Annotated in this window: 18 protein-coding genes; 12 read left to right on the top strand and 6 right to left on the bottom strand. The window is 39.9% G+C overall.

The genetic code is table 11. From position 1 onward, the window contains the following. Positions 1–6: 6 nt before the first annotated feature. On the bottom strand, positions 7–1,470 hold the full coding sequence (locus OK344_RS08520) for a T9SS type A sorting domain-containing protein (protein ID WP_265144395.1): 1,464 nt from the start codon (positions 1,468–1,470) through the stop codon (positions 7–9). Positions 1,471–1,563: 93 nt separating this feature from the next. Here OK344_RS08520 and OK344_RS08525 point away from each other — a divergent pair, with 93 nt between their 5' ends. Further along, the gene (locus OK344_RS08525) at positions 1,564–2,427 is read left to right on the top strand and encodes an aldo/keto reductase (RefSeq protein WP_265144396.1); all 864 of its coding nucleotides are present in this window, start codon (positions 1,564–1,566) and stop codon (positions 2,425–2,427) included. A gap of 141 nt (positions 2,428–2,568) precedes the next feature. Beyond that, the gene (gene rbp / locus OK344_RS08530; protein WP_055043157.1) at positions 2,569–2,913 is read left to right on the top strand and encodes an RNA-binding regulator; all 345 of its coding nucleotides are present in this window, start codon (positions 2,569–2,571) and stop codon (positions 2,911–2,913) included. A 70-nt stretch (positions 2,914–2,983) separates the two neighbouring features. Here rbp and OK344_RS08535 read toward each other — a convergent pair whose 3' ends face one another. From OK344_RS08535 to OK344_RS08545, 3 genes are read right to left on the bottom strand one after another with little or no spacing between them, the layout of a single operon-like run. Continuing rightward, a complete protein-coding gene (locus OK344_RS08535; protein WP_265144397.1) occupies positions 2,984–4,759 on the bottom strand; it encodes a DUF4153 domain-containing protein in 1,776 nt (591 codons plus the stop codon). A 23-nt stretch (positions 4,760–4,782) separates the two neighbouring features. Then, complete coding sequence (locus OK344_RS08540) at positions 4,783–5,256, bottom strand: BlaI/MecI/CopY family transcriptional regulator (RefSeq protein WP_265144398.1); 474 nt, start codon at positions 5,254–5,256, stop codon at positions 4,783–4,785. 4 nt (positions 5,257–5,260) lie between these two features. Further along, a complete protein-coding gene (locus tag OK344_RS08545) occupies positions 5,261–5,863 on the bottom strand; it encodes a phosphatase PAP2 family protein (RefSeq protein ID WP_265144399.1) in 603 nt (200 codons plus the stop codon). A 119-nt stretch (positions 5,864–5,982) separates the two neighbouring features. Here OK344_RS08545 and pdhA point away from each other — a divergent pair, with 119 nt between their 5' ends. The 8 genes from pdhA (at position 5,983) to OK344_RS08585 (ending at position 15,167) form a co-directional block, all read left to right on the top strand. Beyond that, the gene (pdhA, locus tag OK344_RS08550) at positions 5,983–6,987 is read left to right on the top strand and encodes a pyruvate dehydrogenase (acetyl-transferring) E1 component subunit alpha (protein ID WP_265144400.1); all 1,005 of its coding nucleotides are present in this window, start codon (positions 5,983–5,985) and stop codon (positions 6,985–6,987) included. A gap of 77 nt (positions 6,988–7,064) precedes the next feature. Continuing rightward, entirely contained in the window at positions 7,065–8,717 is a 1,653-nt protein-coding gene (locus OK344_RS08555; protein ID WP_265144401.1) for a dihydrolipoyl dehydrogenase family protein, read from the top strand. A gap of 90 nt (positions 8,718–8,807) precedes the next feature. Next, entirely contained in the window at positions 8,808–9,476 is a 669-nt protein-coding gene (locus OK344_RS08560) for an ABC transporter ATP-binding protein (RefSeq protein ID WP_265144402.1), read from the top strand. Positions 9,477–9,548: 72 nt separating this feature from the next. After that, the gene (radC, locus tag OK344_RS08565; RefSeq protein ID WP_265144403.1) at positions 9,549–10,226 is read left to right on the top strand and encodes a RadC family protein; all 678 of its coding nucleotides are present in this window, start codon (positions 9,549–9,551) and stop codon (positions 10,224–10,226) included. Beyond that, a complete protein-coding gene (locus OK344_RS08570; protein ID WP_265144404.1) occupies positions 10,223–11,116 on the top strand; it encodes a hypothetical protein in 894 nt (297 codons plus the stop codon). The genes radC and OK344_RS08570 overlap by 4 nt, the downstream gene beginning before the upstream one ends. Before the next feature lie 35 nt (positions 11,117–11,151). Then, entirely contained in the window at positions 11,152–11,661 is a 510-nt protein-coding gene (locus tag OK344_RS08575; RefSeq protein WP_265144405.1) for a DUF7935 family protein, read from the top strand. A 9-nt stretch (positions 11,662–11,670) separates the two neighbouring features. Further along, positions 11,671–12,282, top strand: a complete 612-nt coding sequence (locus tag OK344_RS08580; protein WP_088469212.1) for an inorganic pyrophosphatase — start codon at positions 11,671–11,673, stop codon at positions 12,280–12,282. Between the two features lie 146 nt (positions 12,283–12,428). Next, positions 12,429–15,167 (top strand): sodium-translocating pyrophosphatase, encoded by a 2,739-nt coding sequence (locus tag OK344_RS08585; RefSeq protein WP_265144406.1) that lies wholly within the window; start codon positions 12,429–12,431, stop codon positions 15,165–15,167. Between the two features lie 77 nt (positions 15,168–15,244). Here the strand turns inward: OK344_RS08585 and OK344_RS08590 are convergent, their stop codons facing one another. Beyond that, entirely contained in the window at positions 15,245–16,147 is a 903-nt protein-coding gene (locus OK344_RS08590; RefSeq protein ID WP_265144407.1) for a magnesium transporter CorA family protein, read from the bottom strand. An 89-nt stretch (positions 16,148–16,236) separates the two neighbouring features. Here OK344_RS08590 and OK344_RS08595 point away from each other — a divergent pair, with 89 nt between their 5' ends. Beyond that, the gene (locus OK344_RS08595) at positions 16,237–17,259 is read left to right on the top strand and encodes a 3-oxoacyl-ACP synthase III family protein (RefSeq protein ID WP_265144408.1); all 1,023 of its coding nucleotides are present in this window, start codon (positions 16,237–16,239) and stop codon (positions 17,257–17,259) included. A gap of 32 nt (positions 17,260–17,291) precedes the next feature. Here OK344_RS08595 and OK344_RS08600 read toward each other — a convergent pair whose 3' ends face one another. Then, a complete protein-coding gene (locus OK344_RS08600) occupies positions 17,292–17,474 on the bottom strand; it encodes a hypothetical protein (protein ID WP_265144409.1) in 183 nt (60 codons plus the stop codon). A gap of 200 nt (positions 17,475–17,674) precedes the next feature. On the opposite strand from OK344_RS08600, the gene ppdK reads away from it, so the two are divergent. Next, positions 17,675–20,515, top strand: coding sequence for a pyruvate, phosphate dikinase (gene ppdK / locus OK344_RS08605; protein ID WP_265144410.1), 2,841 nt, complete (start codon positions 17,675–17,677; stop codon positions 20,513–20,515). Positions 20,516–20,542 lie beyond the last annotated feature (27 nt).

A 20,542-nucleotide genomic window follows, 5' to 3' on the forward strand; every position in this document is an offset into this window, starting at 1 on the left:
CGTCAATTATTTAATAATTAATTTATTAGATTGAATTTTTCCGTCGGAAATATACTGCAGAAGATAGATTCCACTTTTTGCTTTGACAGAAATAGTGTTTTTACCCTTTATTACAATTCCAGAATAAATTGCTCTTCCGGACATATCATTTATTACGATATTTCCTTCCTTAGCCACATCGAAAGTGAATGTTCCGTTGCTTGGATTAGGATAGATGCTGCTTTTTAGCAGATTTGAATAATTTGTAGACATCGGCTGCGCACATAAAAATGGAGTGTAATTTACGGTCCCTTTTGTAGAATCGTCTACACTGTGGAAAATTACACTTTCAACCATGGCATCATCAGATAATTCGTTTTCTCGCCAGCAGTTATTGGTTGCGCTGAGGGGATGTGGAGTATTGTTGTAGAGTGCATAGATCTGGCCACCGTTTCCATTATTATAGAAAACATTTTCACCGATACTTCCTAAGCTTCCGCCGCCAAAATCAGCCTGAGCGGTCCCAATAACTGTAATTCCCCAAAGACTTCCCCGGATCTGATTTTTTTCTACTTTAATAGCCATTACCTGGCTTCCGCTTCCTGAAAGAGATATTCCGCTTCCTCCGTTTGCCGGAACCGGCTCTGTATTATTGTCTGTTAAAATGTTATTTGAAATTGAACCCGAAGAATTATTTCCTGCGACAGTAATTCCGTAACGGTTGTCTTTAATAGTATTGCCTTCAATCTGCGGATGATTTTCGACACCTAATAGAGTTGAAACAGAAACACCGCCAACTTTGGTTAAAGTTCGGTCGCCGATAATGGTGTTGTTAAGGATTTTGGTAATTCCGCTACCACTGGGACCCATATTAATTTGTGGACGGTTAGAGTTCAGTTTGGTGTTGCCGTATAAATAGTTTCCTGTAAATTCTAAGGCAACAGATTGGTTGGCGCCTGAAGCTACTGCAGGAAGATCATTCTCAATGAACTGGGAATTTCTAACAATCGGGTTTCCGGTGGAAAAATTAAGGGATGCTCCCGTAACAAGGCCGGATTTAAAATACCTAACAATAGAGTTTTCCATTGAAAAATTTCCGGTTAAAGCCTGTATTCCGCCGCCATATTCAAAAGTGGTATTTTTAATGGTTACGGCAGCGGTAGATTCTAATCTGATGCCTTTGAAAACAACAGCGGGATCGGTCGCGGTAACTAAAATATTCCCTGCGTTGGTGTTATAAATCCCTGCAATTGTAAGTTGTTTGCCACCATCAATTTTTAGGGTGGTGTCTTCATTCATCAAAAGAGTGTCGCCGTTTGAAATGGTGATATCGGCTGTCATTTGATAAAAAGTACCGTTATTTACAAGAACTGCAGGCGCGGCGGCAGAAAGAGAAGCTAAATTGTACGTAATCCCAGTTCCTGGACTCACAAACTGAGAAAAAGCAAAAGTCGAAGACAGCGTTAAAAATAAAAAGGAGAGTTTTTTCATTATAAATAATTTTTATTCAAATTTAGAAATATTATGCTGAAAATAGTAGAATTTAGTTATCAAAAATTTATTTTTGAATAAATATATAGTATTATGACATTTTCACCTATTATTATAGGAACCATGCGATGGGGAATTTGGGGCGCAAATCATTCAGTTAAAAATGTGCAGCATTTAATTGAAATTTCGCTTGAAGAAGAACTCTTTACTTTCGACCATGCAGATATTTATGGAAACTATACCACAGAAAAACTTTTTGGTGACGCATTCTCAGCGATGAAAATTAATAGGGAAGAAGTACAGTTCATTTCCAAATGTGGAATCGAAATGCCCTGTGAAAACCGAAATTTCAACATAAAATCATACAACTATTCTAAAAATCATATTGTAGATTCTGTTAATCAAAGTCTTAAGAATTTAAAGACCGACTATCTTGATCTTCTGCTTCTGCACCGTCCGTCACCATTAATGAATCCTGAAGAAATTGCTGAAACCTTTGATCTGCTGCGCGACCAGAAAAAGGTGCGGCATTTCGGTGTTTCTAATTTTTCAGTTTCGCAATTTGAGCTTATTAATGATGCTTTTCCTATCATTACGAACCAGATGGAGATTTCGCTAAATAATACCGATGCATTTTATAACGGAACACTGGATCAGATGCTTCTTAAAAAGCTCCGTCCTATGGCCTGGTCGGTAATGGGGGACTATTTTACGCAGCCTTCAGCACAGAATACGAGGATAAAGATAGTTCTTGATGAACTCTGTATAAAATATGGCGCGAAAGAAAGTCAGATTCTGTTAGCTTTTTTACTACTACATCCTGCCAGAATACTTCCGATAATTGGTACTTCAAAAGCACAGACAATCAAAGATTTAAAGAAATCGATGGACTTAAAATTGGAACGGGAAGATTGGTTCAGACTTTTACAGGCTTCTGAGGGGAAAGAGGTTGATTAAAAGATTATTAAAAAAATTGTTTAATTCAATTTAATTTGTAACTTGCACCCGTTTTTATATCCGAAATCAATCTTTGTTCATCAATTGTTGAGTTTCTTTTATAATTTCAACAAAGTATTAATTTTTTTAATTTTTTTTATGATGAACATTTTTGTTTCAAACATCAATTACTCTACAAGAGAAGAGTCATTGCAGGACCTTTTTTCAGAATTTGGCGAAGTATCTTCCGCTAAAATTATTACAGACAGAGAAACCGGTAGATCCAGAGGATTCGGTTTCGTAGAAATGGGCGACGAAGACGGTAAAAACGCGATCGAAGCTTTAAACGGAAAAGAATTGGATGGTAAAGAACTTAACGTTTCTGAGGCTAAGCCAAGAGAAGACAAACCAAGAAGAAGTTTCGACAATAACCGTGGAGGCGGTTACGGTGGAGGAAACCGTGGCGGTGGTTACGGTGGAGGAAATCGTGGCGGTTCAAACTGGTAAGATTTGTATTCAAAATAGTAAAGCGGCTTAAAAGCCGCTTTTTTTGTACCGTATATTAAAGGGGAGAAATTTATCTTGTGCGGATTAATATATACGCATCACTGAAATAAATATTTTCTCTCCCAAAATTTTCACGGATGAGATTGTCGAAAATGATTTTGATATGATATTTTCCCAAATCATGCTCCAGTGTTATATCTGGAACAGAAACACGCCCGGTTCTGTTGCTGTACTTTGCCATCAATACTTTTATTTCCCTACTTGCATCCCAGTTTTCATTGTTGTTTATGGTAATAACTAAAAGTTTTTCTTTTTGTTGGCTGCGTATCGTAAAAACATCCTGCCCAACAGTTAAACCTTCAGTATCCCGAAAATTGCCAACCCTCGCAAAAAAATCATAATCCTGTACAAACATTAGCTTATTTTCTGCTATAAGTTCGAAATTTTCTCCAAAAGAGTTTTTGGTTTTGTCAACATTCGAAAATGCAGACCGAACCTGACTTTGTATTCCGTAGAAATCCCCTTTATTAATCTTATTGGTTATAATTTTTTGATGTTTTAGATTCATATAATTCAAAACAAATTCTTTCTCATCACGTTTTACCAAAAACCCGATTTTATTGGAAATTTCATCTGCAACCGTGTCTGAAACTTTTACACTGAAATCAATTTTACCGTTTTTAACTAAGTTATTTTGATTAAGGATATTTTTAAGTTCCGTTTTCTGACTTCTTTTCGCTACAGAAAATGTATTGAGATAGGGGCAAACCAGCGCAAATAATCCAATCGCAAAAAGACTAATCGGGACAAATTTAATCGTCGCTTTTGGTGTAAAAATAAAATAGAAAACAACCAAAGTCAGCCAAATCGCCAGCAAAAGGACAAAATATCGTGGTTCAGTATATCCGTATTCCAAAATCCTGGTAAAAATTGCGGTGAAAAGCAAAACAAGAAGCGGAATCAGCGTGAAATAAAATATTTTCGAAAATATTTTTACCCAAGAAGTTGTTGATTCATGTTTTAAAGGATGTACAAGCAATAAAGCCAAAATCCCCACAACCGAATAAGCTAAAATTAAATACGATACCCAACCCCTTGGAAGCTCCCAGTTAATCAGGATTTTAGCCGAATATAAATAAAGAATTACCGCATAAATAAGTAAAAGCGGAATTAAAATGTATTGTGTGAAAAATTTGAGGATTACCGGATATGTTCCGTTTTTTTCCAAAGCGGACAGTCCTTTTTCATTAAACAGAAGAAAAATAAAACTGCTGCCGAAAATGGAAAGAAAATAAAAAGTTTCCAGATAATAGCGTTCATTGAAATTAAAGCTGAAAAGTTTATCGATAGCCAGAATCGCCAGTTCTACGCCACCCGTTAAAACACCGGTAAAAACACCGGTAAGAAATATATTGATGAATAAATTCTTGTTATACTGCCAGAAATTCACCTCTTTTTCTTTTCCGAAAAATGCAATAAAAGATACCAAAAGATGTGAAAGAATAAAAGCAGGTACGATTAAAAAAGCATAACGCTCCGTAAAATATTTTTCCTCTTGTGGAAGCAGAAAATAGAAAAATACTAAGAACAAAACACCTGAAATCTCCAGTAAAGTTTGCTTCCCAATCCTTTGCGAAAGCATTTTTAATGCGAACATGAGTGAAATTCCGAGACAGGAAACCAGCGCAAATTTTATAAAAACAAAAAAATAAGGATTTGAATTAAAATTGACGTGCGCAAAACACATCAGCGATAATGAACCCAAAAAAGACATGAGCAAAACCATCGGATAACGCCGAAGAATATCATCGGTTTTCCCGAAAATTTCATTAATTTTTTTTAACATCGTTTTCTTGGTGTGGTGTACGGTTATTTTTTCTTCTTTTTCTCCTTCTTTTTCTCCTTTTTCTTAGGTTTCTTGTCCGAAGTAATTTCTTTCACAAATTCTTTCACAGGATCTTTCTTTTCCGGATCAGCCGTAACTTCAGAAGTAATGTTTCCTATAAAATTCTTTAATTGCGAAGTGGTAATAAGTTGCTTATCATGAAGATATTTCACCAGCTCCTCTCCGGAATTATTGAAATAACTATTAATGAAATTGCCGAGAACGAAATTGCGGTAATTCACATAGGGTATGGCCACTGTATATTTAAAAATCCGACCTTGCTTTTCTGTGGTAAGAAATTCTTTTTCAACAAGAATTTTCATAAAAGTTGAAACGGTATTCTGGTGCGGTTTCGGTTCCGGATAAGCGTCCATTACGTCTTTCATGTATGCAGAATTAAGCTTCCATAAAATGTTCATTAATAGTTCTTCGGAATGGGTAAGCGGGTGTATTTTCATATATTTACTGCTGAAGTTGGATGTTGGTATAAAGATAAATAAAAGAAACCAGAATTGCGATGGCGGCACCGGTAACGACCTCCTTGGCGGTGTGTCTTTTAAGAATTACTCTCGTGATGCCCACTAAGATGGCTATTACTGCCCAAATTATTCCTAACAGCGCACTTTCAGCAAAAAAAAGTGCAGCCACAAAAACATTAAAAGCGGTATGCATGGAACTTTTTATAAAATAATTGCTGATTTGTAGTATAAGAAGTAAAACCATGAGGAATATCATCAGCAGATCAGGGGTTCCGGTAGTAGTGTAATCATAGATAAGATAAACCCCGATACAGGCTGAAATAAAGAAGTAAAGGCTCTTTCTCTGGTTTCGGTTCGATACATCTAAATTGGTGTAATTTCCCTTTTTTACATTCCACACAATCCAGATCACAATCGGCAGAATCGTTAAGAGTAGTATCGGCATAAAGGTTTTCAGCGCTGCTTTTGGCGCAAAATCTTGCGAGCTGACATAAATAAAAAAAATAATCAAAGAAGTCAGCGGATTAAAGAAATTCGAAATGAATTTTGAAACTCCGATAACAGCCGGCGGGTAGGTTTTTAACATACTTAAAATTATGCTTTCAAAAATAAGTATTTTTTAAATGAAGTATGATAAATTTCTCCTGTTATGCTATCAATAAAGACAAAGTTTTTTAGTATTTTTGCGACATATTTCGATTAAACATGAAAGAATTTTCAAAAGAAGTGTATCTTCAATGGTACGAAGAAATGACGATGTGGAGAAGGTTTGAAGACAAATGCCGATCTCTTTACCTTAAACAGAAAATCCGTGGGTTTTTGCATTTGTACAACGGGCAGGAGGCAATTCCCGCTGGTTTTGCCCATGCAATGGATCTTACCAAAGACAGTATGATCACCGCCTATAGATGCCACATTCACCCAATGGCAATGGGAGTTGATCCGAAAAGGATTATGGCCGAACTTTGCGGTAAAGCTACCGGAACTTCAGGCGGAATGGGTGGTTCTATGCACATCTTCAGCAAAGAAAAAAGATTTTATGGCGGCCACGGAATTGTGGGAGGCCAAATCCCTTTGGGAGCTGGAATCGCGTTCGCGGACAAGTATTTTGAAACCGGTGGGGTAAATATCTGTTTCTTCGGAGACGGTGCTGCACGCCAGGGCTCACTGCACGAAACCTTTAATATGGCAATGAACTGGAAACTTCCTGTAGTTTTCGTGGTTGAAAATAACCAGTACGCAATGGGAACTTCAGTGAAAAGAACAGCCAATCACGAAGATATTTATAAACTCGGTCTGGGTTACGAAATGCCATGCCTTCCGGTAGACGCGATGGATCCTGAAAAAGTGGCGGAAGCTGCGTACGAAGCCATCGAAAGAGCAAGAAGAGGCGATGGACCAACATTTATCGAAGCAAGAACTTACCGTTACAGAGGCCACTCAATGTCTGATGCAGAGCCATACAGAACAAAAGAGGAGGTTGCAGAACATAAAAAAGATGATCCAATTGAAATCGTAAAACAAAGAATCCTGGATAACAACTGGGCTACTGAAGACGAACTGAACGCTTTGGATGAAAAATCCAGAGATTTTGTAGAAGAATGTGTTGAGTTCATGGAGCAGTCACCTTATCCAACTGCCGATAAAGTTTACGAATACGTTTACGCTCAGGAAGATTATCCATTCCTTGACAAAATAGAAAATAACTGATAATTACATTTTAAATCCGAAGCTGGGGACCGCAAAATCTCCTGCTTCGGCTTTTTTAATCTCAAATAAGAAAAATTATGGCTGAAGTGATTACAATGCCCCGGCTTTCTGATACGATGACCGATGGGAAAGTGGCCAAATGGCACAAAAAGGTTGGCGATGCAGTGAAAGAGGGCGATATTTTGGCAGAAATTGAAACCGACAAAGCCGTTCAGGATTTTGAATCAGAAGTTAACGGAACTCTCTTATACGTTGGGACAGAAGAAGGAGGATCGTCTCCGGTAGATTCTGTTTTGGCAATTATCGGGAAAGAAGGTGAAGATATTTCTGCACTCAAAGGTGGAAATACTGCCGGAACTACTCCTCAGGAAGCAGCAGGAATTCCCGAAGAAAATAAAACCGAACAGAATATTACCGATGTAGAAACCACAAAACCTGTGGAAAAAGAAGAAGGAACTTCTTCTGCAGAAATCCCTGCCGGTGTTGAAGTGATTACAATGCCGCGTCTTTCCGATACCATGACTGAAGGTAAAGTTGCCAAATGGCACAAAAAAGTGGGTGATGATGTAAAAGAAGGAGATATTCTTGCAGAAATTGAAACCGACAAAGCCGTTCAGGATTTCGAATCTGAATTTAAAGGAACTTTACTTTATGCAGCGGTGGAAGAAGGAGGTGCAAGTCCGGTAGATACAGTGCTTGCCATCATTGGTCCGGCAGGAACAGATGTTTCCGGAATTATTTCCGGCGGAGGAAAAAAAGCCGAAAGTAAACCACAGACTTCTGAAGTAAAAACAGAAACTTCAAATACAGAAACAGCTTCAACTCCTGTTGCAGCTTCTATGGGCGAGCGCGTGGCAATTTCTCCTTTAGCTAAAAAAATGGCTGAAGAAAAAGGAATCGATGTTCATGCTTTGAAAGGAAGTGGTGAAAACGGTAGAATCGTGAAAAAAGATATCGAAAGTTTCACTCCATCAGCTCCGCCTGCGGCCGCAACTCTTGCAGCTAAAGTTGAAGCAAAACCTGCACAGCCTGCAATGAGCTTTGTTCAGGGTGAAGATTCAGAGACGCCGAATTCTCAGGTAAGAAACATCATTGCGAAAAGACTTTCTGAAAGTAAATTTACGGCGCCACACTATTATCTTATTGTTGAAATCAACATGGATAAAGCGATTGAAGCACGTAAAGAAATCAATTCATTGCCGGATACCAAAATTTCATTCAATGATATGGTGATTAAAGCAACTGCGATGGCCTTAAGAAAACACCCACAAGTGAATTCAACATGGCATGCCGATAAAATTGTTCACCACGGAAACATCAACGTTGGCGTTGCAGTAGCGATTCCGGACGGGTTAGTAGTTCCTGTACTGAAAAATGCAGACCAGATGAATTACAACCAGATCTCTGCAGCGGTGAAAGATATGGCCGGAAGAGCAAAATCTAAAGGATTGAAAGCCAACGAAATGGAAGGGTCAACATTCTCGGTTTCTAATTTAGGAATGTTTGGTATTGAAACTTTCACATCAATTATCAACCAGCCGAATTCAGCAATTCTTTCGGTAGGAGCGATTGTTGAAAAACCAATTGTGAAAGATGGACAGATTGTCGTAGGAAACACCATGAAACTTTCTCTTGCATGCGACCACCGTGTGGTTGACGGTGCTACCGGAGCACAGTTTCTACAGACTTTAAGAACGTATTTGGAACAGCCGTTAACGTTGTTGCTCTAAATTTAAACTCATAGTATGAAATCCTTCCAAATAATTTTTTGGAAGGATTTTTATTGACATATTAAAATCATTTTCCCTATTTTTGAAACCATGATAAAAGCAAGCAATATTCATAAGTCATACGGTAATTTGGAAGTTCTGAAAGGAGTTGATGTACATATTCTAGAAGGCGAAGTAGTGTCTATCGTTGGTGAATCCGGAGCCGGAAAATCTACATTGTTGCAGATTTTGGGAACTTTGGATACACCAACCAATCCTTCAGGATTCAACACCCAAATCGCGCTGGCGGGAAAATCGTTTATCGAAATGACCGACAGGCAGCTTTCGAAATTCAGAAACGAGAATATTGGTTTTGTTTTTCAGTTTCATCAGCTTCTACCGGAATTTACAGCGCTTGAAAACGTGTTGCTTCCAACAAGAATTTCAGGAAAAAACGAAAAAGAATCACTCGAAAAAGCCTATTCTCTTTTCGAAGATCTGAATATTGCACACCGCCTTCATCACAAACCCAACGAAATGTCAGGTGGTGAAGCACAGCGGACTGCGGTGGCAAGAGCGCTGATCAACTCTCCGAAAATTATTTTCGCCGACGAACCCACCGGTAATCTGGATTCCAAAAACGCCGATGATCTGCACCAGCTGTTTTTCGATCTCAGAGATAAATATAACCAGACTTTTGTCATTGTAACTCACAACACCCATCTGGCAGATACAACAGACCGAAAACTCGTAATGAAAGACGGGCAGATTATCTATTAAACTTTCATTTTATTCTGTAAAATTTGCTAACTTTAAAAATTAGTTACTCATACTTCTTAAAATTAATCGAGTATGTCCATCAAATTTTTGGCTGAAGACGACAGACCCAGAGAAAAGTTTCTGCTGAAAGGCAAAAATTCGCTCTCTGATGCCGAACTTCTGGCGATCATCATGGGCAGCGGAAACCGGGAAGATTCGGCGGTGGAACTGGGTAGAAAAATTCTGCAGTCAGTAGGAAACAATTGGCATAACTTATCGCTGCTTTCCCTCTCGGATCTAATGAAATTTAAAGGTGTGGGCGAAGCAAAGGCAATTTCTATTGCAGCAGCCCTGGAAATAGGTCGAAGGCGTGCAGCTCAGGAAGTTCCGGAAAAAATTCAGATTCGTGAAAGCAAAGACATTTATAAAGTCCTGCAGCCTTATCTTTCAGATCTTCAGACGGAAGAATTTTGGGCAATATTTCTAAATCAGAACAACCGGATTGTGGGAAAAGCCAGATTATCTTCTGGAGGAATAAACCAATCTGTTGTAGATGTGCGCATTCTGTTCAAGAACTGCCTGGAACATCTTGCTACGGCAATTGCAATTGCTCATAACCATCCCTCCGGTAATTTGAAACCCAGTCAGGAAGATTTGCGAATCACCAAGCAGATTGCAGATGCCGGAAAAATTCTTAACATCCAGTTGCTGGATCATTTAATTATTTCACAGAACGCTTATTTAAGTTTTGCTGACGAAAATATATTATGATTAGATTGGTAAAGTATAGCGATATCGATTTTGCTAAGTATAATGATTGCCTGATGAATGCTGCACAGTATAAATGTTATGCGGAACGCACCTATCTTGATATTACCGCAAGAAAAAAGTGGGATTTACTGGTTTATAATGATTACGATGCCGTAATGCCCTTGCCCTACATAAAAAAAATGGGCATCAAGTTTATCGTAAATCCCAAACTCTGTCAGCAACTCGGTGTTTTTTCAAATTCAGACTCATTAGAAATTAATGATCAGTTTTTGGAATTTTTAGAGAAAAAATTTAGAATCTGGTATTATGCATTTAATGATAAGAATTCTTTCAGCAGATCTTTAGTTCAAAGAAAAAATTTTTTAATCCCCAAAGATTTGTATGCCAACATTTACAAAAGATATTCTCCTAAAAGAAAAAGGAAACTGAGATTGGATCAGGAAGTTGCGGAAAACGCTTTGGTGATAGAAGATATCGACTTTTCCGATGCTGCTTCTTTTGTTAAGGAAAATATGTTGGGTGTTGACAAGCAGAAAGATCTTACAGAGTTTTTAAGGATCTTTGAAGAGTTTCACAGGATAGATTCACTTAAATTTTATGGTTTCATGTATCATTCAAAACTTGTGAATTTAATTGCTGTTCACCTGTCTGGTTCCTCCGCCACACTTTTGGGAACATTCAACGATAAAAACTTTGTAAAACTTTCGGGTGCATCGGTTTTAATCGACCAGGCGATTAAAAATTACGCTGAAAACAGGATTTTTGATTTTGAAGGCAGCGAAATTCCCGCAGTTGAAGAGTTTTTCAGAGGTTTCAGGCCTCAATTGCACCCTTACCCAGTCATTCAGAACTCCAGAAAAGATTTAGTGATAAACTTCTTCAGGAAGTAGCAAATAATTAGTAATTTTGCAGCCTAATATTCTCTATGATCGATTCGCCCTATTTTCCTTACGCATTTGCGTTTTTAATGGCATTGCCCTTTCTGGTTTTCATCAGACAGTTCGTGTTCAGCTACATTAAACTCAAGAATCAGGAAATTAAATTATTAACGGTAAAAGGAAATTCGGAACAGCGCGTACATGCTTACGAAAGGCTTACTTTGTTTCTGGAACGCCTGAAACCGGCAAATCTGGTGACAAAATTCGACAAAAGTTTAGCGCCGCACGAATACGTCTTCCTCATAGAGAAAACCATTAACGAAGAATTCGATTATAATGCCTCGCAACAGCTTTACCTCACCAAAAATACCTGGAAAAATGTGGTAAACTGCAAGAATAGTGTTCTCCGTTTAATACATACGACCTACGAAAATCTCAGCGAGAATGCGACGCTGGATGAGTTTAAAACCGTTTTTTTGATGAATTATATGAACGAAAAAGATTTCATTGCAGAAAGTATTGAAGAATTAAGAAAAGAAAACCTAATTGTAAATTAAAATAAATAAATGATACCAAATTTTAAAGCACATCCTTGGCACGGGATTTCAGCAGGAGCAGAGGTACCTAATGTTGTAAATGTTTTTGTGGAAATTGTACCGAGTGATACCATTAAATATGAAATCGACAAGCAGAGCGGTTACCTTAAAGTTGACCGTCCGCAGCAGTTCTCCAACATTATTCCTGCACTGTACGGATTTATCCCGAGAACGTATTGTCATGATGAAGTCCTTAAACTGGCGATTGAAAGTGGCGCAGATGATGTAGAAACCGGTGACCTCGACCCGCTGGATATCTGTGTACTGAGTTCACACAACATCCACGCCGGCGGAATGCTGATGGAGGCAATCCCAATCGGTGGATTCAAGATGATCGATAAAGGCGAAGCTGATGATAAAATCGTTGCAGTGATGAAAGGAGATCATGCGTTTGGGCATTTCCGGGATATTACAGAATTACCACAGGCAGAAGTAAAGCGGCTGATGCACTATTTCTTAACGTATAAAAATCTTCCGGATGAAGCTGCAAAATGTAGAATTCAGGAGGTGTACGGTGCAGATCATGCCAGAAATGTAATTAAAGCTTCACAAAAAGATTATGCAAACAAGTTTGGCGGCTAAGACCCTCTAAATTCCAATAAAATAACGAGACAGGTGTGTGTACATCTGTCTTTTTTTATTTTTAACTTTAGTTACGATTTTCAAATAAATTGTGTATTTTCGGTTTATGTTTTATTTAATAAAATGTTAACATCAAAAAATAACCTATGAATTTATTTATTTTAGTACCCATCTTTGGTATTATTGCTTTAATCTACACTTTTATCCAGAGTAACTGGGTAAGTAAACAGAATGCAGGTAACGACAGGATGAAGGAAATTAGTGGGCACATTGCCGATGGCGCAATGGCGTTCCTTAAAGCAGAATACAAAATCATGATGTATTTCGTGGTTATTGTTGCTATTTTGCTCGCTTTGATGGGAGCTGGTAATGCCAATTCGCACTGGAGCATTGGTCTTGCATTTATATTCGGAGCAGTGCTTTCTGCTTTGGCGGGTTTCATCGGAATGAAAATCGCTACCAAATCCAACGTAAGAACTGCAGAAGCAGCCAAAACATCACTCTCAAAAGCCCTGAAAGTATCTTTCACCGGAGGCTCTGTAATGGGGATGGGTGTTGCCGGTTTAGCAGTTTTAGGATTGGGCGCCTTATATTTAATCATCAAGCAGATTTTTGCACCGGATGCAGCCGCTAATACCCATGAAATGGAAAAAGCGATCGAAATCCTTACCGGTTTTTCTCTGGGTGCCGAATCCATCGCGCTTTTTGCAAGAGTAGGTGGCGGAATTTATACCAAAGCTGCCGATGTGGGTGCTGATTTAGTAGGTAAAGTAGAAGCCGGAATTCCGGAAGATGACCCAAGAAACCCAGCAACAATCGCAGATAACGTTGGAGATAATGTAGGTGATGTGGCCGGGATGGGCGCCGATTTATTCGGTTCTTATGTGGCAACTGTTTTAGCCACCATGGTTTTGGGTAACGAAACCGTGTCTCCGGATCTTTTCGGAGGATTCGCACCAATCTTATTACCCATGCTGATCGCCGGAATCGGAATTATTTTCTCAATGGTCGGAACTTTATTCGTAAAAATCAGTGAATCGGCAGAATTAGATACCGCTCCCGTACAGAACGCTTTAAACATGGGCAACTGGGGGAGTATTGTATTAACCGCTGTTGCATCTTATTTCCTTGTAAATTATCTTTTACCTGAAACGATGACATTAAGAGGCCACGAGTTCACCAAAATGGGTGTTTTCGGAGCGATTATCGTAGGTCTTGTAGTGGGAACTTTAATGAGTATCATAACTGAGTATTACACCGCGATGGGTAAAAGACCCGTAAAAAGCATCGTAAAACAGTCTTCCACAGGACATGCAACCAACATCATTGGTGGTCTTGCTGTGGGGATGGAATCTACTCTTTTACCTATCCTGGTTTTAGCGGGCGGTATTTACGGATCTTATCTTTGTGCTGGATTATACGGAGTGGCAATTGCAGCCGCCGGAATGATGGCAACAACGGCAATGCAGCTTGCGATTGACGCTTTCGGACCGATTGCCGATAACGCTGGTGGAATTGCAGAAATGAGCGAATTACCGAAGGAAGTTCGTGAAAAAACAGATATCTTAGATGCGGTAGGGAATACCACAGCAGCAACAGGAAAAGGTTTTGCTATCGCTTCAGCGGCTCTAACGGCGCTTGCTTTGTTTGCGGCCTTTGTAGGTATTGCAGGAATTGACGGAATTGATATTTACAGAGCCGATGTATTGGCAGGTTTATTCGTGGGTGCTATGATTCCGTTTATCTTTTCTTCTTTGGCAATTAAAGCCGTGGGAGAAGCAGCAATGGCGATGGTAGAAGAAGTTCGCCGTCAGTTCCGCGAGATTCCTGGAATTCTCGAAGGTAAAGCAGCCCCGGAATACGAAAAATGCGTAGCTATTTCTACAGACGCATCAATCAAAAAAATGTTGTTACCTGGCGCAATCGCTTTGGTTTCTCCGCTTTTGGTAGGATTTATTTTCGGTCCTGAGGTTCTGGGTGGTTTCCTTGCGGGAGCTACCGTTTCAGGTGTATTGATGGGAATGTTCCAGAACAACGCCGGTGGTGCCTGGGATAACGCAAAGAAATCCTTTGAAAAAGGAGTGGATATTAACGGTAAAACCTTCTATAAAGGTTCTGACCCGCACAAAGCTTCCGTAACAGGAGATACCGTGGGCGATCCTTTCAAAGATACTTCAGGGCCTTCAATGAATATCCTGATCAAATTGATGTCGATTGTTTCTTTGGTTATTGCACCAACTTTAGCCATTATGCATAAAGATAAAATTGAAAATAGCAGAAAAGAAAAGCTGGAATCGCTCAATAAAATGATGGGAATAACCACCGTCGCGACAGAAACGCCGGGTATGGATGCAGGAACTTCTGCTACACCACAGGAAGTTAGGGGAGGATTAAATGCTGATGGTGATTATGTATATGACACAGGAAATGTTCAGGAAGTGAAATTAACTGATAAATCCATCTTAATGGGTCAGAACAGTCAAATCTATGCGCTGTATAACGGCATTAAGCTTAAAGATCAGGCTTTATTGGATCCGAACACATGGTTCACCATCGAAAATCTTCATTTCCAAAGCGGAAGCAGCGATTTGAAGCCGGGTTCTGAAGCCCAGTTGAACAATCTTGCGGAAATCCTGAATGCTTATCCCAATGTTAGAGTTAAACTCGGAGGTTATACAGATAATACAGGTAATTCAGATACCAACATGAAACTCTCCAGCCTTCGCGCACAGACTGCCAGATTGAAATTACTCGAATTGGGAATTGCTGGCGACAGGGTGGAAGCCGAAGGTTACGGACCGCTCTTCCCGGTTTGCGAGGCTAACGATACCGATGAGTGTAAAGCACAGAACAGAAGAATTGATGTAAGAGTCCTGAGCTTCTAAAAAATCATTTTTAAAAATAAATCCCGACTGTAAAAAGCCGGGATTTTTATTTTATATGTACTTCGATTTCTAAAAACCTACCACCGCTTTCTTCTTACGTAAATAAAAGTGAGCAGCGTAATAAAGGCCATTAATCCCAACGTCATAAAATACCCCAAAGGCTGGTGAAGTTCCGGCATGTTGTCAAAATTCATTCCGTAGATTCCTGCGATAAACGTAATCGGGAAGAAATACATGGAATAAATAGCCAGAACTTTCATAACCTGGTTTGCCTTCTGGTCGCTCATGGCCAGAAACATTGATATAAGGTTCGTAACTTGGGCATTCAGATGCTCAAAATCGGCGATTACATCTTTGTGTTTGTCTTTCAGGTCGCTTATTTCAGTATCACTCAAGCTTAGGGTTTTAAATTTATCAATCCAGTCCGCAGAAATATTCAGGATTCTGGCATTCAGACCCGATTTTCTTTTCAGTTTATAAAGTCTGCGGATTTGGTTGGAATGGTTGGTCGTCTTCAGAAATATTTCATTTTCAATATTGTCCATCGTTTCCAAAAGGTTCTGTGATTCTTCATCGAACGATTTCATCACTTTTAGAGCCAGTTTCAGCGCAATGGTATCGGTACTGATGCTTTCATACTCCGGAAGGAGAATTTCTTTTTTAAATTCATAAACACTTCTGTTTTTCATCCGGTGAACGGTGATAATAATGTGTTGGAACATGAAAATCCCCAGTTTCGTAGAAATATCGCTGATGGTATTAAGGTTCGTGCGCTCCAGTTCAGTGTTTTCGCGCATCAGAAAAAATTTCACGCCATTGTCCTGCTCAAATTTCGGCAGGTGGTTCGGATCAATTGTATCCTCCAGAAGCAGCGTATTGATATTATATCTTTCATGAAGAAAATTAAGATCCTCCTGAGTTGGAGCTTCCACATCAATCCATTCGCAGTGCTCCTTACGGTAAATTATTTCTATTGGCATTCAACAAAATTAATGATTATTTTCAGTTGGTATTCAAGATTTCCGATTCCTTAAATAAAAATTATATTTGTATAAATTTTTTAATCGTCATGACGAAAAGCATTATCAAAGGAATAGGACATTATGTACCTGAAAACATCGTAACAAACGACGACCTCTCGAAACTGATGACCACCAGTGACGAGTGGATTACAGAACGCACAGGCATCAAAGAACGCCACCACCGCAAAAACCGTAACGATGCCGATGAGACTACGGCATTTTTAGCTTTCAAAGCTTCAGAAAAAGCCTTAAAAATGGCCGCACTCACTGCAAAAGACATCGATTATATTGTTTTTGCTACACTGTCACCAGATTATTATTTCCCGGGGTGTGGCGTGCTGCTCCAGGAAATGTTGGGCTGCGATACCATTGGTGCATTAGATGTAAGAAACCAGTGTTCAGGGTTTGTATATGCGATGAGCGTTGCAAATGCTTTTATTAAGTCAAAGACCTATAAAAACATTCTTGTGGTTGGGGCAGAAGTTCATTCTTTCGGGCTCGATTTTTCTGATGCCGGAAGAGGAGTTTCTGTAATTTTTGGAGACGGGGCAGGTGCCGTAATTCTTTCTGCTTCTGAAGAAGATTCTGCTGGTGATATCTTAGCGGTAAATATGCATTCCGAGGGGAAGTATGCGGATGAACTCTGCACCAAATTTCCGGGATCCAAATACGGCTGGAGCGACCGGATGCGCCTGGAACCCGAAAATGTAACCGATGCTGAAGTTTATCCGGTAATGAACGGAAATTTCGTTTTTAAACACGCAGTAACGAGATTCCCAGAAACGATGATGGAGGCTCTGGAATCTGCCGGTAAAACGGTGGATGATCTGGATATGTTTATTCCGCACCAGGCCAACCTGCGCATCGCAGAGTTTGTACAGAATAAAATGGGTCTTCCGGATAATAAGGTGTTCAATAATATTCAGAAATACGGCAATACCACCGCTGCATCAATTCCTATTGCGCTGAGCGAAGCGATAGAGCAGGGTAAAGTAAAAAAAGGAGATTTGGTACTCCTCTCCGCATTTGGTAGCGGATTTACCTGGGGTTCCGTACTCTTTAATTATTAAAGTAATAAAATGCGTCAACTGACGCATTTTTTTTATTCTGCTTTCAGGGAATCCTCCTTTTGGGCTTCATTTTCAAATGCGGCGGAATCCACTCCGGCATTTCTTCGTTCCTCTACGCTGTGTGAGTCTTTATATTCTTCCCGTTTTTCTTCTTTCTGGGCACAGCTTGCAAATGATAAAGTTCCCAAAATAGCGACTGCAAATAAAGTTTTCATAATTTTCTTTTTAATATTCTGGTTTGCGTGGGTACAAAAATGATGCAATTCTTTTTTCTTTTCATGAATTAAATGAATTTGGTGTGGATATGAAATTTGTCAATATTGATAATTGTCACACTGATATCTGGTTTTTAACTTCAGGTTCTGCGTAAATTTACTTGTATTTTTTAAAGGAAATAATTAAAAATTAACATATTATGACTACCAAAGCCAAAGCAGAACAGCAAGTGTACTCCGTAGACGGAGGAAAAGCAAACGGGAAACAATCAGTGAAAAATCCCATTGCAGAAAACGGTGTCAGCAACATTAAAGACAAGTATGTTTATTCCTTCGGAGGCGGAAAAGCAGACGGTAACGAATCGATGAAAAACCTCCTCGGAGGTAAAGGTGCGAACCTTGCTGAAATGGCGGGGCACAAAGATCTTAAACTGCCGGTTCCTCCTGGATTTACGGTAACCACCGAAGTGTGTACTTATTTTTATAACCACAACAGAACATATCCTGCCCATCTCGAAAAACAGATAAAAAATGCCCTTGCAGAGGTTGAAAAACTTATGGGCAAAAAATTTGGGGACATAAAAGATCCTTTACTCATGTCCGTACGTTCCGGAGCCAGAAGATCAATGCCCGGAATGATGGATACCGTCCTTAATATCGGTCTGAATGACGAAACCGTGAAAGGTTTAATTGAAGTGACCGGTGACGAAAGATTTGCTTACGATGCCTACAGAAGACTCGTAATGATGTATGCCGATGTAGTGATTGAAAAAGCAGGCGGTATGGAACCTGCTAAAGGCAAAGGAATCCGTAAGATTATGGATGAAAGGTTAGGCGACCTTAAAAAAGAAAGAGGGGTAGAACTCGACACCGAAATCTCTGCGGCAGACCTTAAAAAACTTGTAAAAGAATTCAAAGCCTTAACTAAAAAATATCTTAAAGTTGAATTCCCTGAAGATCCATGGGATCAGTTGATGGGCGGAGTAGGCGCTGTATTTGCTTCCTGGAACGGTAAACGAGCTATCGAATACCGAAAAATTGAGAGAATCCCTGATGATTGGGGAACTGCGGTAAATGTACAGGCGATGGTTTTCGGAAACATGGGCGATAATAGCTGTACCGGTGTAGCCTTTACCAGAAATCCCGGAAACGGCGACAACCATTTCTATGGTGAATATTTAGTGAATGCACAGGGTGAAGACGTGGTTGCGGGAATCCGTACTCCGGCACCAATTAACAACGCTTCTAAAAATGATCATTCAAAAGATCTTAAAACTTTAGAAAAATTAATGCCTGCGCAGTATAAAGAACTCAATGAAATCCAGAAACGTCTGGAAAAACATTACCGAGACATGCAGGATATTGAATTTACCATCGAGAAAGGAACGCTGTATATGCTCCAGTGCCGCGTAGGTAAACGGAATGGAGTAGCAGCAGTAAAAATGGCTGCCGACATGTACAAAGAAAAACTTATTGATGCGGATACTGCGGTAATGCGCGTAGGTCCAAATCAGTTGATCGAATTGCTTTTACCGATGATTGATCCCGAAGAAGAGAAGAAAAACAAACCGATAGCTAAAGGTCTTCCTGCCGGCCCCGGTGGTGCTACAGGACGGGTGGTCTTTTCCTCAGAAGAAGCAGTGGAATGGGGACTTAAAGGCGAAAAAGTAATTCTCGTTCGCGAAGAAACTTCCCCTGAAGATGTCGATGGCATGCACAAATCGCAGGCGATTCTTACAACAAAAGGCGGTATGACTTCTCATGCAGCTTTAGTAGCCCGAGGTTGGGGTAAGTGCTGTATCGTAGGTTGTTCAGACATTGAAATTCACGAAAAAGAAAAATATTTTGTAACCAATACGGGAAAAAAAGTTCACGAAGGCGAATGGCTTACCCTGAACGGAACCACCGGTCTGGCTTACGAGGGTGTGCTGCAGCTTTCAAATACCGATCTTAACCAGAACGCATCGTACAAAGTTCTGATGACGCTGGTGGATAAAGCTAAAAAATTAGGCGTTAGAACCAATGCAGATACACCAAAAGATGCACAGCAGGCATCGTATTTTGGTGCTGAAGGAATTGGCCTCTTCCGCACAGAGCATATGTTTTACGGGGAAGGAAGCGAAAAACCTTTATTCCTCCTCAGAAAAATGATTATGAGTACCACAGTGGCAGAAAGAAAAACTGCACTCGATGAACTCTTCAAATTTGTAAAAAAAGACATCAAGGCAACTTTGGAAGTGATGAACGGAAATCCCGTAACCATCCGTCTGTTAGATCCACCTTTACACGAATTCGTTCCTCACGACAAAGAAAAATTACAGGAACTGAGCCGCGAACTTGGCGTACGAATGAGTGTGCTGAACCGCAGAATCCTGGCACTTCACGAAAACAACCCGATGCTGGGCCACCGCGGAGTACGTTTGGGAGTTTCTTATCCGGAAATTACCGAGATGCAGGTTCACGCCATCCTGGAATCGGCAGCTGAACTTCAGAAAGAAGGTAAAAAAGCATACCCTGAAATTATGATTCCTGTGGTAATGGGACGTCACGAATTGCGTCACCAGAAAGAAATTGTCGACAGGGTTTATGATGAAGTTTGCAAACACATGGGTGTAAAAGAAATCAATTTCCTTTATGGAACCATGATCGAAACGCCACGTGCCGCACTGAAAGGGGATTCTCTGGCTACAGTAGCAGATTTCTTCAGTTTCGGAACCAATGATCTTACCCAGATGTCTTTCGGATTCTCCAGGGATGATATCGGTGGATTCTTGCCAAAATATCTTGATCTGAAACTGCTTCCTGAAGATCCGTTTGTATCCATCGACCAAAGCGGTGTTGGGGAACTCATTAAAATCGGAGTGGATAAAGCAAGATCCGTGAAACCTAAACTTAAAGTCGGAATCTGTGGCGAACATGGCGGTGACCCCGAATCGGTGAAATTCTGCCACAGACTGGGTCTGGATTATGTGAGCTGCTCACCGTTCCGAGTACCGATTGCAAGATTGGCAGCCGCGCAGGCAGCGATTGAAACAAAATAAGCTTTGCAATAATAATTTAATACGAAG

Source organism: Kaistella yananensis (genome assembly GCF_026107505.2).
Taxonomy (GTDB): Bacteria; Bacteroidota; Bacteroidia; order Flavobacteriales; family Weeksellaceae; genus Kaistella; species Kaistella yananensis.

Excerpts from the sequence above, each read along its gene's own strand:
- OK344_RS08520 (WP_265144395.1), bottom strand. The coding sequence starts at position 1,470 with ATGAAAAAACTCTCCTTTTTATTTTTAACGCTGTCTTCGACTTTTGCT.
- OK344_RS08545 (WP_265144399.1), bottom strand. The coding sequence starts at position 5,863 with ATGTTAAAAACCTACCCGCCGGCTGTTATCGGAGTTTCAAAATTCATT.
- OK344_RS08535 (WP_265144397.1), bottom strand. The coding sequence starts at position 4,759 with ATGTTAAAAAAAATTAATGAAATTTTCGGGAAAACCGATGATATTCTT.
- rbp (WP_055043157.1), top strand. The coding sequence starts at position 2,569 with ATGAACATTTTTGTTTCAAACATCAATTACTCTACAAGAGAAGAGTCA.
- radC (WP_265144403.1), top strand. The coding sequence starts at position 9,549 with ATGTCCATCAAATTTTTGGCTGAAGACGACAGACCCAGAGAAAAGTTT.
- OK344_RS08600 (WP_265144409.1), bottom strand. The coding sequence starts at position 17,474 with ATGAAAACTTTATTTGCAGTCGCTATTTTGGGAACTTTATCATTTGCA.
- OK344_RS08560 (WP_265144402.1), top strand. The coding sequence starts at position 8,808 with ATGATAAAAGCAAGCAATATTCATAAGTCATACGGTAATTTGGAAGTT.
- OK344_RS08590 (WP_265144407.1), bottom strand. The coding sequence starts at position 16,147 with ATGCCAATAGAAATAATTTACCGTAAGGAGCACTGCGAATGGATTGAT.
- OK344_RS08555 (WP_265144401.1), top strand. The coding sequence starts at position 7,065 with ATGGCTGAAGTGATTACAATGCCCCGGCTTTCTGATACGATGACCGAT.
- OK344_RS08595 (WP_265144408.1), top strand. The coding sequence starts at position 16,237 with ATGACGAAAAGCATTATCAAAGGAATAGGACATTATGTACCTGAAAAC.
- OK344_RS08585 (WP_265144406.1), top strand. The coding sequence starts at position 12,429 with ATGAATTTATTTATTTTAGTACCCATCTTTGGTATTATTGCTTTAATC.
- OK344_RS08540 (WP_265144398.1), bottom strand. The coding sequence starts at position 5,256 with ATGAAAATACACCCGCTTACCCATTCCGAAGAACTATTAATGAACATT.
- pdhA (WP_265144400.1), top strand. The coding sequence starts at position 5,983 with ATGAAAGAATTTTCAAAAGAAGTGTATCTTCAATGGTACGAAGAAATG.
- OK344_RS08580 (WP_088469212.1), top strand. The coding sequence starts at position 11,671 with ATGATACCAAATTTTAAAGCACATCCTTGGCACGGGATTTCAGCAGGA.
- ppdK (WP_265144410.1), top strand. The coding sequence starts at position 17,675 with ATGACTACCAAAGCCAAAGCAGAACAGCAAGTGTACTCCGTAGACGGA.
- OK344_RS08525 (WP_265144396.1), top strand. The coding sequence starts at position 1,564 with ATGACATTTTCACCTATTATTATAGGAACCATGCGATGGGGAATTTGG.
- OK344_RS08575 (WP_265144405.1), top strand. The coding sequence starts at position 11,152 with ATGATCGATTCGCCCTATTTTCCTTACGCATTTGCGTTTTTAATGGCA.
- OK344_RS08570 (WP_265144404.1), top strand. The coding sequence starts at position 10,223 with ATGATTAGATTGGTAAAGTATAGCGATATCGATTTTGCTAAGTATAAT.